The 13,089-nt window shown below is 66.8% G+C and carries 12 protein-coding genes; 11 read left to right on the top strand and 1 reads right to left on the bottom strand.

The features are described 5' to 3' along the window. Positions 1-26: 26 nt before the first annotated feature. Positions 27-1,490, bottom strand: coding sequence for a lipase maturation factor family protein (locus OVA06_RS11360; protein WP_268160764.1), 1,464 nt, complete (start codon positions 1,488-1,490; stop codon positions 27-29). Positions 1,491-1,576: 86 nt separating this feature from the next. Between OVA06_RS11360 and dxr the strand changes: the two genes are divergently transcribed. From dxr to OVA06_RS11305, 11 genes are all read left to right on the top strand, one after another. Beyond that, positions 1,577-2,761, top strand: coding sequence for a 1-deoxy-D-xylulose-5-phosphate reductoisomerase (gene dxr / locus OVA06_RS11355; RefSeq protein ID WP_268158351.1), 1,185 nt, complete (start codon positions 1,577-1,579; stop codon positions 2,759-2,761). An 18-nt stretch (positions 2,762-2,779) separates the two neighbouring features. Continuing rightward, entirely contained in the window at positions 2,780-4,111 is a 1,332-nt protein-coding gene (locus OVA06_RS11350) for a M50 family metallopeptidase (RefSeq protein WP_268158349.1), read from the top strand. Positions 4,112-4,241: 130 nt separating this feature from the next. Next, positions 4,242-4,985, top strand: coding sequence for a MarR family transcriptional regulator (locus OVA06_RS11345; protein WP_268158347.1), 744 nt, complete (start codon positions 4,242-4,244; stop codon positions 4,983-4,985). Further along, entirely contained in the window at positions 4,982-5,488 is a 507-nt protein-coding gene (locus OVA06_RS11340; protein ID WP_268158345.1) for a hypothetical protein, read from the top strand. Before OVA06_RS11345 ends, OVA06_RS11340 begins: the two co-directional genes overlap by 4 nt. 25 nt (positions 5,489-5,513) lie before the next feature. Next, the gene (locus tag OVA06_RS11335) at positions 5,514-5,807 is read left to right on the top strand and encodes a YciI family protein (protein ID WP_015936628.1); all 294 of its coding nucleotides are present in this window, start codon (positions 5,514-5,516) and stop codon (positions 5,805-5,807) included. Between the two features lie 30 nt (positions 5,808-5,837). After that, the gene (gene ispG / locus OVA06_RS11330; RefSeq protein ID WP_015936629.1) at positions 5,838-7,004 is read left to right on the top strand and encodes a flavodoxin-dependent (E)-4-hydroxy-3-methylbut-2-enyl-diphosphate synthase; all 1,167 of its coding nucleotides are present in this window, start codon (positions 5,838-5,840) and stop codon (positions 7,002-7,004) included. Next, the gene (locus OVA06_RS11325; RefSeq protein ID WP_056083415.1) at positions 6,967-7,857 is read left to right on the top strand and encodes a GNAT family N-acetyltransferase; all 891 of its coding nucleotides are present in this window, start codon (positions 6,967-6,969) and stop codon (positions 7,855-7,857) included. Before ispG ends, OVA06_RS11325 begins: the two co-directional genes overlap by 38 nt. Positions 7,858-8,099: 242 nt before the next feature. Next, positions 8,100-8,654, top strand: coding sequence for a hypothetical protein (locus OVA06_RS11320; RefSeq protein ID WP_268158342.1), 555 nt, complete (start codon positions 8,100-8,102; stop codon positions 8,652-8,654). A gap of 331 nt (positions 8,655-8,985) precedes the next feature. After that, positions 8,986-10,797, top strand: a complete 1,812-nt coding sequence (locus tag OVA06_RS11315; RefSeq protein ID WP_268158340.1) for a proline--tRNA ligase — start codon at positions 8,986-8,988, stop codon at positions 10,795-10,797. A gap of 8 nt (positions 10,798-10,805) precedes the next feature. Then, positions 10,806-11,600, top strand: a complete 795-nt coding sequence (locus OVA06_RS11310; RefSeq protein ID WP_056083406.1) for a sulfite exporter TauE/SafE family protein — start codon at positions 10,806-10,808, stop codon at positions 11,598-11,600. A gap of 78 nt (positions 11,601-11,678) precedes the next feature. Further along, on the top strand, positions 11,679-13,070 hold the full coding sequence (locus OVA06_RS11305) for a pyridoxal phosphate-dependent decarboxylase family protein (RefSeq protein ID WP_268158338.1): 1,392 nt from the start codon (positions 11,679-11,681) through the stop codon (positions 13,068-13,070). The last annotated feature ends 19 nt before the right edge of the window (positions 13,071-13,089 follow it).

Here is a 13,089-nt window from a genome sequence, read left to right as displayed (position 1 = left end):
TGCAAACCGGCGGGCCGGTTGTACTGCTAGCCCTGCCGTCCCTGCCGGCGCCGCAGAGACAGGGGCGGGATCGGCTCGGAGAGGAACGTGCGCATCCACCGGTTCCCGGACGCCCGGAACTCCGCCCGGGTGGCGAACCGGTAGTGGTACCGGCGGACGCGCACCCAGCGCGGCGCCCCGCCGTCGAACGGGTCATGCCGGAGCAGCCGCAGGGTGGTCCGGTCCGCTTCCAGCAGCTTGCCGAGGAAGGCATGGAACCATTCCTCGTGCACGGTCCGCAGCGGCAGGAACCACATCAGCCAGTCCAGCCGCAGGTGGTACGGCGCCCACTGGCGGGGTATCCGGCGCAGGTCCCCGGGCTTGCCCTTGAATCCGTATTCACGCCAGTCGGAGGAGTCGTCGGGGTCGTCGTCAAGGGTTCCTGCCACCACGATCTCAATGCGTTCCCGGGTCACAGTTCCGAAGGCACCGTAGGCGTTGACCAGCTGCCAGCGGTTGAAACTGGCGTTCATCAACTGCCGGCGCGAGAACAGGTTGCGCAGCGGCTGGTAGCTCAGGGCCAGCAGCAGGGCGGTGGCCGCCAACGTGACAGCCAGCCACCACAGGGGCGTTTCACGGCCTGCCTCCCCGTGCCAGTCCAGCGGGATCACCGGCAGGACCGCGTGTGCGACGGGGTCACTGACGGCGGCGAACGCCAGCACAACGGCGATCCAGTTCAGCCAGGCGAAGTTCCCGGACGCCACCAGCCAGAGCTGGGTGGCGATGATGATGGCCGCTGCCGCACTGGCAACGGGCTGGGGCGCGAACAGGAGGAATGGCACCACCAGCTGGGCGAAGTGGTTGCCCACCACTTCCATCCGGTGGAGCGGTTTGGGCAGCAGGTGCGCCTGCCGGCTGAGCGGCCCCGGCATGGGCTGGGTTTCGTGGTGGTAGTAGAGGGCGGTGAGGTCCCGCCACTCGCGGCCGCCGCGGATCTTGATCATCCCGGCACCGAATTCGAGCCGGAACACCAGCCACGCCACCAGGATCATGATGGTGCGCGGCGGATCGGTCTGGTCAGACCCCAGGAAGGCCACCGTGAAGCCGGCCTCCAGCAGCAGCATCTCCCAGCCGAAGCCGTAGAAAGTCTGTCCCACGTTCACGATCGACATGTACAGCAGCCACAGGCCCAGGAAAGCGATCAGCGGCACCCATGGCGGTCCCAGCTGCGGAATGCCCGCTACGAGGAGGGACGAGACCACCAGCCCGGCTGCACAGACGCCACGCAGGAGGCCGTCCGAATAGCGCCAACGGAACAGCGTGGGCCGGCGCAGCCGGCTGAAGCCGGAAAGGTAGTCGGGCACCGGAAGCAGTCCGCGCTCACCCAGCAGCGCCGGGAACTGGTTGAGCGAGGACAGGAAAGCCACGAAGAACAGCGCGGCCACTCCCCGCTGCAGCACCTGCCGGGCGAACTCGTAGTCCGCCGCATCGAACCAGGAAAGCCAGTCCACGAAATCCACGTTACGCCCGGCCGCGTCGGGGTCAAGGCGTGCAGGCCGCGGCGTACCGGACCGCATTGGTGCGGGATACTTAACCCATGCAGCCACGCAGAATCGCCATCCTCGGATCCACCGGTTCCATCGGCACCCAGGCGATTGACGTCGTCGACGGCGCCCCGCATCTTTTCGAGGTCGTGGCACTGAGCGCCGGGGGCGGCAACCCCGCGCTCCTGGCCCGGCAGGCCGTCCACACCGGTGCGGCGGCCGTCGGCATCGCCGCCGGGGACGCCCGCGAGCTTGCCGTGCTGATCGACGAAGCAGCCGCCGCAGCGGGCCGTTCCGGCTACCGCCCGGAGATCATCGCCGGACCGGATGCCTCCACGCGCATCGCGGAGCTGGACACCGATGTGGTGCTAAACGGCATCACCGGGTCCATTGGCCTTGCACCCACCCTTGCCGCGCTGAAATCCGGCGCCACGCTGGCGCTGGCAAACAAGGAATCGCTGATCGTCGGTGGTTCGCTGGTGAAGGCTGCTGCGCGCGACGGGCAGATCGTTCCCGTGGACTCCGAGCACTCCGCCATCGCCCAATGCCTGCGCTCGGGCAGTGCAGCGGAAGTGGACAAGCTGGTCCTCACCGCCTCCGGCGGGCCCTTCCGCGGCCGGAGCCGGGAAGAACTGCACGGGGTCACGCCGCAGGAAGCCCTCGCCCACCCCACCTGGGACATGGGGCTGATGGTCACCACCAACTCCGCCACCCTGGTCAACAAGGGGCTCGAAGTCATCGAAGCACACCTCCTGTTCGACATCCCGCTGGACCGGATCGACGTGGTGGTCCATCCCCAGTCCGTGGTGCACTCCATGGTGCAGTTCGTGGACGGCTCCACCATCGCGCAGGCCTCCCCGCCGGACATGCGGCTGCCCATCGCCCTGGGGTTGGGGTGGCCGGACCGGGTGCCCAACGCGGCGGCGCCGTGTGACTGGACCAAGGCAGCCACCTGGACGTTCGAGCCGCTCGACGCAGCAGCCTTTCCCGCGGTGGACCTTGCCAAGGACGCGGCGAAGCAGGGGAGCACCTTCCCCGCGGTCTTCAACGCCGCCAACGAGGAAGCCGTGACAGCCTTCCACGCCGGGCGGATCCGCTTCACGGACATCGTGGACACCGTGGATGCGGTCCTCAGCGAACACACAGGTTCCTCCCGGCTGACGGTGGAATCCGTGCTGGATGCTGAGAGCTGGGCACGGGCCCGCGCCCACGAACGTTTAGCAGTCAGCAGTCTCTAGGGAAGCAGCAGCACCTCCATGACCCCCGTTCTTCTTTTCATCCTCGGCGTCGTCTTCGTAGCCATCGGCATCGCCGCGTCCATCGCGCTGCACGAAGTGGGACACCTGGTACCCGCCAAGCTCTTCAAGGTGCGCGTCACCAAGTACATGATCGGTTTCGGCCCCACCCTGTGGTCGCGGCGGAAGGGCGAAACCGAATACGGCGTGAAGGCCATCCCGCTGGGCGGCTACGTGTCCATGATCGGCATGTACCCGCCCAACAAGGAGGACGGCTCCGTCCGGCCCTCCAGCACCGGGATGTTCCAGACGCTGGCCACCGAGGCCAGGTCCATGGCGCACGAGGAAGTGGGGCCCGGGGACGAAAAACGCGTCTTCTACCGCCTTCCGGTATGGAAGAAAGTCATTGTCATGCTGGGCGGGCCCGCCATGAACATGATCCTCGGCGTCCTCCTCATGGCAATCCTCCTCATGGGCTTCGGCACGGCCACGGCAACCACCACCATTTCGGATGTCTCAAAATGCCAGGTTGCCGCCGGCGAAACCGTGGACCCGGATTCGGCCGACTGCCAGCTGACCCCGGCAGCCGCGGCCGGCCTGCAGCCCAACGACACTGTCACGTCCTTCGACGGAAAAGAAGTCACCAGCTGGGACCAGCTGACCGAATGGATCCGGGCATCCGCGGGCCGGGAAGTGGCCATCACGGTTGAGCGCGGCGGCTCTTCGGTGTCCACCACTGTCACCCCCGTCCTCTCCGCCCGGCCCATCATCGGCGTCGACGGCCGGCAGGAAACCGATGCGTCGGGCACCCTGCGCTACCAGGACGTTGGCTTCCTCGGCATTGGTTCGCAGACCGAACTGGTGCCGCAGCCGGCGTCGTCCGTCCTGCCGATGGCGGGGGAGAACATCAGGCAGGTGGCAGGAGTGATCTTCAACCTTCCGGCCCGTGTGGTGGGCGTGGCGAAGGCCGCCTTCAGCGAGGAACCGCGCGATCCCAACGGACCCATCAGCGTGGTGGGCGTGGGGCGGGTGGCCGGCGAGGTGGCCGCCATGGAAGAGATTCCGCTGCAGTCCCGGGTGGCCACCCTGGTGGGGCTGCTGGCCGGACTGAACTTCGCCCTTGCCGTCTTCAACCTGGTTCCGTTGCTGCCGCTCGACGGCGGCCATGTGGCCGGCGCACTGTACGAGGGTGCACGGCGCCAGGTAGCAAAACTCTTCGGTAAGCCGGACCCCGGTGCCTTCGACATCGCCAAGATGCTCCCGGTCACGTATGTGGTGGCCGCCCTGCTGATGGGCATGAGTGCGCTGCTGATCTACGCCGACATCGTCAAACCCGTGAACCTCTTCGGATGATGGGCCGGCCCGTCGATGGGAACCTGTAGCTTCAAATGGCTGACTATCGATAATCAGCTCAATACGGCTGAGATTAAATAATCAGCTATTTATGATTGATTATTGGCTATCACCCGCATACGGTTGAGGTATGTACGTACTCACCATCGACCAGCGTGGCAGCACCTCCGACGTTGACCGCGTGCCCCACCTGATCGCGGAACTGCGCAGCCTCACCGGTGCCCATTTCGAACGCTCCGTCGGCGACGAACTCCAGGGAACCGTCGGCGACGCCCTGGACGTGGTGGACATTGCCTTGCACGCTCTGCGGAGCGGGCACTGGTACGTCGGTATTGGCATCGGTGACGTCCGCCTCGAACCTGGCCGGAGCCCGCGCGAAGGGACCGGAAGCGGCTTCGTGGCTGCCCGCACGGCAGTGGAAACCGCCAAGGGTGCGGCCGGCCATGTTCCGTTGTCGGTGGTGGCGGGCACCATGGACAGTGGCACAGGCGCACCCCGGAATTCCCGGGAAGAGCCCGCCGGCACAAACAACGGAGCCACTGCTGGAACGAACGCCGAAATGAACACTTCAGTGAATACCGCAGCACATGCAGCCACGAACGCCGCAGCGAATGCCCAGGCCGTCCTGCGCCTGATAGGACGCCTGGTGCAACAGCGGACGGAGGCGCAGTGGCGCGTGGTTGACCGGCTGCGGGCAGCGGGCGGAGGGGGCAGGCATGGCAGCCAGAAGCCCGTGGCCCGGGAACTGGGAATTACGGAGCAGTCGGTGAGCCGCGCCGTCCTTCGTTCCGGCTGGCAGGAAGAATGGGCTGCCAGGCCGGCAGCAGCAATGCTCCTGGATTACGCCCTTGCCCATACCAAAGGAGACCGGTGACCGCATTGTGGATCGCTGCTGCACTGCTGGCGGCAGGTTTTGGCGGCTGGCCCGTCACCGCCCTCGTCTTCCGGCTGGCCCGGACAATTGACGACAAGGCGGACGCGGCCGCCAAGGGACGTGACACTGCAGACGATCCCTCGGCCGACGTCACGGTGGACGTCCCGGGCCGGGCCCCGGACGACGACGCCGGCCAGGCTGTCAACGGTGAGCTGACGGCGGCGACTGGCCAGCCGGCGTCGGGCGTTCCCGCCGAACCCGTCCAGCGGATCCTCCGCGGCGGTGCCATCATCGGGGTCCTGGAGCGACTCGGCGTCTGCCTGGCCATCCTGGCCGGTCAGCCGGTTGCCATCGCGTACATCGTCGCCGTCAAGGGGCTGGGCCGGTTCGCTGAACTCAAGGAAACCCCGGTGGCCGCGGAGCGGTTCATCATCGGCACGCTGGCGTCCATGCTGTGGGCCGCGGGGATAGCGGCAGCCGTGAAGGTGATTTTCCTGGCCTAGGCCGGGGGAGCGATAGGGTAGCGCTATGACAGTTTTTGCCGTTGAGTACGTTTACGCCGCTGATTCCACCGAAGCCCGCAACGAGGCACGCCCCGCCCACCGCGAATGGACCGGCGGCTTGGCCGAGGACGGCGTGATCCTTGCCAGCGGACCCTATGGAGACGGCGCCGGCGCGCTGCTGATCTTCAAAGCGGACAACGAAGCATCCCTGAACTCGGTCCTCAAGCAGGATCCGTTCGCCGCCGCCGGGGTCATAGCCGGCATCCGCGTCACCGAATGGTCACCCGTGACCGGCATGCTCGCCGGCCTCGCAGCCTAAGCCATTTACCCTTCACCTCTAGGAGTCCACGTGACCTCGGTCAGCCTGGGAATGCCCGCAGCACCGCCGCCCGTCCTTGCCCCGCGCCGCAAGACGCGCCAGATCAAAGTCGGTTCGGTGGGAGTAGGCTCGGATTCCCCCATCAGCGTGCAGTCGATGACCACCACGCCCACCACCGACATCAACGCCACCCTGCAGCAGATCGCGGAACTTACCGCCTCCGGCTGCGACATCGTGCGCGTTGCATGCCCGTCGGCCGATGATGCCGAAGCATTGCCCATCATTGCCCGCAAGTCCCAGATTCCGGTCATCGCGGACATCCACTTCCAGCCCAAATACGTCTTCGCTGCCATCGAAGCCGGCTGCGCGGCCGTTCGGGTCAACCCCGGCAACATCCGCAAGTTCGATGACCAGGTGAAGGAAATCGCCGCGGCCGCCCGGGACCACGGAACCTCCATCCGCATTGGCGTCAACGCCGGCTCGCTGGAACCGGGAATCCTCAAGAAGTACGGCAAGGCCACCCCCGAGGCCCTGGTTGAATCCGCTGTCTGGGAAGCCTCCCTGTTCGAAGAGCACGGCTTCCACGATTTCAAGATCTCGGTCAAGCACAACGACCCCGTGATTATGGTGGCCGCCTACGAGATGCTCGCCGAAAAGGGCGACTGGCCCCTCCACCTCGGCGTGACCGAGGCCGGTCCGGCATTCCAGGGAACCATCAAGTCCGCGACCGCCTTCGGCGCACTGCTCTCCCGGGGCATCGGCGACACCATCCGCGTCTCCCTCTCGGCCCCGCCCGTTGAGGAGATCAAGGTGGGAAACCAGATCCTGCAGTCACTGAACCTGCGGCCCCGCAAGCTCGAAATCGTGTCCTGCCCGTCCTGCGGACGCGCGCAGGTGGACGTCTACACGCTCGCCGAGCAGGTCACAGCCGGCCTGGAAGGCATGGAGATCCCGCTGCGCGTCGCCGTCATGGGCTGCGTGGTCAACGGACCGGGCGAGGCACGCGAAGCCGATCTCGGCGTCGCCTCCGGCAACGGCAAGGGACAGATCTTTGTGAAGGGTGAAGTCATCAAGACTGTGCCGGAGAGCCAAATTGTTGAGACACTGATCGAAGAGGCCATGCGTATCGCGGAAGAGATGGGGGAGGCCGATGGCGAAGATGCTGTCAAAGGTGGCCCCGTGGTTAGCGTCTCGTAAGGACGAGCCGGACCCGCCGGGGATATCCGTCCGCACCCTGGACGGGGGCGACACCGCAGCGCTCAGGCTTTTGGCTGAGCAGGACCGTGTGGCCAACGTGTTCATCCTCGCGCATTTACGCACTGCCGGTACTGCCGCTCCCACCAGCGGCGGTGCCGGCATCGTGGGTGTTTTCGACGACGGCATGCTGGTGGGTGCCTGCTGGGCGGGCGCCAACCTGGTCCCCGTCCAGCTCGACCCGGCCTTCGCGCCGCTGGTGGCCGAAGCCGCCAACCGTTCCGGCCGGCGCTACGCGTCGGCTTTCGGCCCCGCGGATGCGGTGCTGGCCCTTCACGGGGAACTTGCTGAACTGGGCCACCGCGCCCACGAGATCCGCCCGGACCAGCCCCTGATGGTGATCGACGGGCCGGCCGACGTTCCACCCAACCCGGGCTTGGGACTGGGCGAACTCGCAGACTTCGAGCGCATCCTGCCCGCCTGCGCCGCCATGTTCGAAGAGGAAGTGGGCTACTCGCCGTTCCTGGGCGGCCGGGAGTTCTACAGCCGCCGGGTCGAAGGGCTGATCCGGCAGGGCTATTCGCTGGCCCACCTCAACGAAGCCAAGGAAGTGGTCTTCAAAGCCGAGCTCGGCGCGGTCACTGCCGATGTCACCCAGGTCCAGGGGGTGTGGATGAATCCGCTGTACCGCGGGAAGGGCCTGAGCTCCGGCTATATGTCCGCCGTCGTGGAACAGGCGCAGAAGATCGCACCGCTGACCAGCCTTTACGTCAACGGCTTCAACGTCAGGGCCAGATCCACTTATGAACGTGTCGGCTTCCGCCAGGTGGGCACGTTCGCTACAGTTCTCTTCTAGCGGCCCGAAGCAGGGCCGTATGTGGACTTGGGGGAAAATTGAAGACTTCTGTGCTGGGTACGTTTGCGGTTTCTGCGGTTCTCGTCATCGGTGTTTCAGCCTGCGGAGGCACCTCGGCACCAGAGGGGGACGCTGCGTCGGCGGGGAGCTCTGCCTCAGCCAGAGCATCGGCGGAAACGACCACTCCCTCGCCAACCCCTACGCCGGACAAGGCGTACACCAGCGAGGAGCTTGCCGGGGTCGTGCGCGAGGTGCGGGACTCGGCAGACCGGCGGCTGACACCGGTCCCCGGCGACCAGCTGACCACCACGGTGCAGCAGTCCAAGGACCTTATGTCCTCCATCGAGGTAGAGCCGGCGGAATGCAAGGATCTTGCGGCCTCCAGCACGGTACCGTCCTTGGACGGGGCGGCAATTGCCATGGGCCTCAGCACGGACGCCGCCTCCGGTATGGTCACCGCCCTGTCCCTCATGTCGGGACTGGACCAGGCCGCGCTGGCGAAAGTCTCCGACCCCTCGGAGCAGTTGGAGAAGTGCTCGAACATGGTCATGACCGCCGCGGGCGTCAAGGTGGCGGTTGCCATCACCCGCATCGATGGCGTCAGCGGGGTTGAGGGAACCACCGCGTTCCGCACCGAAACGACACTGCCTAACGGCCAGGTCCAGTCGGTTACCACTGCCCAGGCTGTCCACCACGGCGTGGTGCTGACCGCCGTCGCATCCGGCGGAACAGACGGTGCGGGTGCCCAGGAGCAGGCAGGGTCGCTCCTGGATTCCGCGGCAGCCCTCATCAAGTAGGCCGCCCGGCGGCGTACTGTCCGGCTTTTCTTCCGGGCAATAGCCCGCCACGGAAGAATTTACTTGTCAACGTGCCCGCCATCACATAGGTTCGATCTAGCTGCGCTGAGTGGAGTGGGCGGTCTCACCAGTCCTCACCTGTAATAAGGCGATAACGGCGTTGAGCCACGCCCGGATGCAATGACCAGCCCTATTGGGGGGCCAGGGGCTTTGCACAACCGGGCGTGGCTCTACTGTTTCCGGGCGAGGCGCGCTGTGCCGGTAGATTGGTATGCAGACGAATTTGTCCGGCCCTGCTGATCCAGCACTTTTCCAGAAACGGATACCACCCGTGGTCCTTAGAATGTCCCAGCTTTTCCTGCGCACCCTGCGTGAAGATCCCGTCGACGCAGAGGTGGCCAGCCACAAACTGCTGGTCCGCGCCGGCTACATCCGCCGCGCGGCTCCCGGGATCTACACCTGGCTGCCGCTGGGCCTGAGCGTACTCCGCAAGGTGGAGCAGGTCATCCGTGAGGAAATGACCGCCATCGGTGCCCAGGAAGTCCACTTCCCGGCCCTGCTGCCGCGTGAACCCTACGAGGCAACCAACCGCTGGACCGAATACGGCGAGGGGCTGTTCCGGCTGCAGGACCGCAAGGGCGCCGACTACCTCCTGGCCCCCACGCACGAGGAAATGTTCACCCTCCTCGTGAAGGACCTGTATTCCTCCTACAAGGACCTGCCCCTCAGCCTGTACCAGATCCAGAACAAGTACCGCGACGAGGCACGTCCCCGGGCAGGCCTCCTCCGGGGCCGCGAGTTCATCATGAAGGATTCCTATTCCTTCGACGTGGACGACGCCGGCCTGGACGCCAGCTACGCGGCCCACCGGTCCGCCTACCTCAAGATCTTCGCTCGACTCGGCCTTGATGTTGTCCCCGTGGCAGCCACCGCCGGCGCCATGGGCGGCTCCCGGAGCGAGGAGTTCCTGTTCCCCACGGAAATCGGCGAAGACACCTTTGTCCGGTCTGCCGCCGGTTACGCAGCCAACGTCGAAGCCGTCACCACCGTGGTGCCCGAGGACATCGACTTCAGGGGTGCGCCTGCGGCGGAGGTCCTGGACACCCCTGATACACCCACCATTGAGACCCTGGTCAACGCATCCAACCAGATCGCGCCCCGGGCCGAGGCCGACGGCGGCGCCTGGACTGCCGCTGACACGCTGAAGAACGTTGTCCTCGCCGTAACGCTGCCCACCGGTGAACGCCAACTGGTGGTCGTCGGCCTTCCCGGCGACCGTGGCGTGGACCTGAAACGCGTCGAGGCCAACATCGGCGCGTTCCTGCCGATGGCCGGCGAGATCGGACTCGAGCAGGCCGGTGAGGAGGACCTTAAGAAGCAGCCCCTGATCGTCAAGGGTTATCTGGGCCCCGGACTGTCGCTGGACGCCCCGCTCCTGGGCTCCGAAGGGGCCACCAAGCTGCTGTACCTGGTGGATCCGCGGGTGGTCAGCGGCACCAGCTGGATCACTGGCGCCAACGAGGCTGGCAAGCACGTCTTCGGCCTCGTTGCCGGCCGCGACTTCACCTGGGACGGCGTCATCGAGTGCACCGAGGTCCGCGCCGGCGACCCCGCACCGGACGGTTCCGGCCCCCTGGAAACGGCACGGGGCATCGAAATGGGCCACATCTTCCAGCTCGGCCGCAAGTACGCCGCAGCCCTGGACCTCAAGGTGCTGGACCAGAACGGCAAGCAGGTCACGGTCACCATGGGTTCCTACGGCGTCGGCGTCACCCGTGCGGTGGCTGCGCTGGCCGAGGCCAACCATGATGCCAAGGGCCTCACCTGGCCGCGCGCCGTGGCACCTGCCGACGTCCACGTCGTCGCGGTGGGCAAGGGCGAGGACATTTTCGCCGCCGCTGAGCAGCTGTCCCTGGGCCTCGAAGCCGCCGGCCTTGACGTCATCTACGACGACCGCTTCAAGGTGTCCCCGGGCGTGAAGTTCGGTGACGCCGAACTGCTGGGCGTGCCCACCATCCTTGCTGTCGGCCGCGGGCTGGTGGACGGCGTCGTGGAGATCAAGGACCGCCGCACCGGAGAGGCCGAGAACGTCGCGGTGGACAAGGCTGTTGACTACGTGGTCAACGCCGTCCGCAACAGCTGATCCCGGGCGTGGACTTCGGTCTTGAGCATCTCCAGCTGACCACCCTCATCCTCATCGTCCTGGCCGGCTTCGGTGCCGGCTGGGTCGATGCGGTGGTGGGCGGGGGAGGGCTGATCCAGTTGCCCGCGCTGCTGCTGGTCCCGGGCATCACGCCGGTGCAGGCGCTGGCAACCAACAAACTGGGTTCGATTTTTGGGACAACCACCAGTGCCGTCACCTATTACCGCCGGGTGGGGCCGGACCTGAAGACGGCGCTGCCCATGGCGGTGATTGCCCTCGCCGGGAGCTTCGGCGGCGCGATCCTGGCGGCCAACCTGCCCGCCAGCGTCTTTAAGCCGATCATCGTCGCCGCGCTGGTCGCCGTCGCGCTTTTCACGGCACTCAAGCCCAACGTCGGGGACATTACGGCGCTGCGGCACGACGGCCACAAGCACTACGTCGTGGCCTGCCTGATCGGTGCGGTCATCGGTTTCTATGATGGCCTGATCGGTCCGGGCACCGGATCGTTCCTTGTCATCGCGCTGGTATCGGCCATGGGCTACGCGTTCCTGGAGGCCAGTGCCAAGGCCAAGATCGTGAACATGGCAACCAATGCCGGTGCCCTCATGTTCTTCCTGCCGCACGGCTCGATCCTGTGGGGACTCGGCCTGCTGCTGGGCATCGCCAACATGGCCGGCGGCTACCTTGGCGCACGGACCGCGGTCAAGCAGGGAAGCCGGTTCGTCAGGGTGGTATTCCTGGTGGTGGTGGCCGCCCTGATCGTTAAACTCGGGTTTGACGTGTGGCAGGAAAACTTCGCCTGACCGGCCCCGCCCCGGCATGGTCCGGACCCCGCGGCGGCACCCCTCGTCGCTGCCGGGGACAGCGCGTAGCATGCAGGTATGTCACACGGCGACGACGCCTACGGGCCGGCCCTGGAAGCGGCTGCCAGGCACGCCACGGCCTGGCTGGACAGCCTTCCCGGCCGGCATGTGGGCCCGGCCTTGCAGGCGCATGACCTCACGGACGTGTTCGGCGGAAGCCTCCCGGACCAGGGCCTCCCAGCGGAAGATGTGGTGGACTTCCTGGCCCGGGCTGCCGAACCCGGTCTCATGGCGATGCCCTCCAGCCGTTTCTTTGGCTGGGTCATCGGCGGAACCCTGCCCGCGGCGCTGGCCACGGACTGGCTGGTCAGCGCCTGGGACCAGAACGCCGGGCTGCGCTACGCCACCCCTGCCATGGCTGCCATCGAGGAAGCCGCCGGGACGTGGCTTGTGGACCTGCTGGGATTGCCGGCGGGCTCCGACGTCGGGTTCGTGACCGGCGCCACGATGGCCAACTTCACCGGCATGGCCGCGGGGCGGTGGCGGCTCCTTGCCGACGCCGGCTGGGACCTGGACCGCGACGGGCTGGCGGGCGCGCCGCGGATCCGCTGCATCGTGGGCCGTGAACGGCACGACACCGTGGACCTGGGACTGCGGTACCTGGGGCTGGGCCAACCGGCCGTGGTCGAGGCCGACAGCCAGGGACGGATGATTGCTGACGCCCTGGACGCAGCACTGGGAGCCGGCAGCGGGCCGGCGCTCGTCTGCCTGCAGGCCGGGAACCTCCATTCCGGTGCATTCGACCCCTTTACCGAGGCCATCAGGGTGGCCAGGAAACACAACGCCTGGGTGCACGTCGACGGTGCCTTCGGGCTGTGGGCGGCAGCATCGCCGGAACTGCGGCATCTGACGGATGGAATCGATGGCGCCGACTCGTGGGGGACTGATGCCCACAAGACGCTGAACGTCCCCTACGACTGCGGCATCGCCATAGTCCGTGACGCCCCGGCCCTGCGTGCGGCCATGGGGCTGCATGCGAGCTACCTAGTGCACGATGCCGAGGGGCCGGGCGATCCGTTCGAAAAGGTGCCCGAACTGTCCCGGCGGGCCCGGGGCGTCCCGGTGTGGGCGGCGCTAAGGAGCCTGGGCAGGACCGGCGTTGCCGCACAGGTCAACGGGCTGGCCACCGCAGCCGCACGGATCGCTGCGGGGCTGCGGGGCATCGACGGGGTCGAAGTACTCAATGACGTGCAGTACACCCAGGTCAGCCTGTCATTCGGCGACGACGACACCACCCGGGCCGTGACCGCCCGCATCATCGCGGATGGCAGGGTGTGGATGTCCGGCTCCCGGTGGCGGGACCGGGACATCCTTCGCGTCTCTGTCAGTAACTGGCGGACCGGCGCTGACGACGTTGCAACAGCTGTGGACGCGGTCAGGTCCGCCCTCCAGGCCGTGCGGGCGCACTAACGGCTTGCCTGCAACCCGG

The sequence above is a fragment of the Pseudarthrobacter sp. SL88 genome (assembly GCF_026672455.1).
Lineage (GTDB): Bacteria > Actinomycetota > Actinomycetes > Actinomycetales > Micrococcaceae > Arthrobacter.
Note: the sequence above shows the minus strand (reverse complement) of the source record. Positions and strands in the feature narration are given on the sequence as shown.

Excerpts from the sequence above, each read along its gene's own strand:
- dxr (WP_268158351.1), top strand. The coding sequence starts at position 1,577 with ATGCAGCCACGCAGAATCGCCATCCTCGGATCCACCGGTTCCATCGGC.
- OVA06_RS11350 (WP_268158349.1), top strand. The coding sequence starts at position 2,780 with ATGACCCCCGTTCTTCTTTTCATCCTCGGCGTCGTCTTCGTAGCCATC.
- OVA06_RS11345 (WP_268158347.1), top strand. The coding sequence starts at position 4,242 with ATGTACGTACTCACCATCGACCAGCGTGGCAGCACCTCCGACGTTGAC.
- OVA06_RS11335 (WP_015936628.1), top strand. The coding sequence starts at position 5,514 with ATGACAGTTTTTGCCGTTGAGTACGTTTACGCCGCTGATTCCACCGAA.
- OVA06_RS11325 (WP_056083415.1), top strand. The coding sequence starts at position 6,967 with ATGCTGTCAAAGGTGGCCCCGTGGTTAGCGTCTCGTAAGGACGAGCCG.
- OVA06_RS11305 (WP_268158338.1), top strand. The coding sequence starts at position 11,679 with ATGTCACACGGCGACGACGCCTACGGGCCGGCCCTGGAAGCGGCTGCC.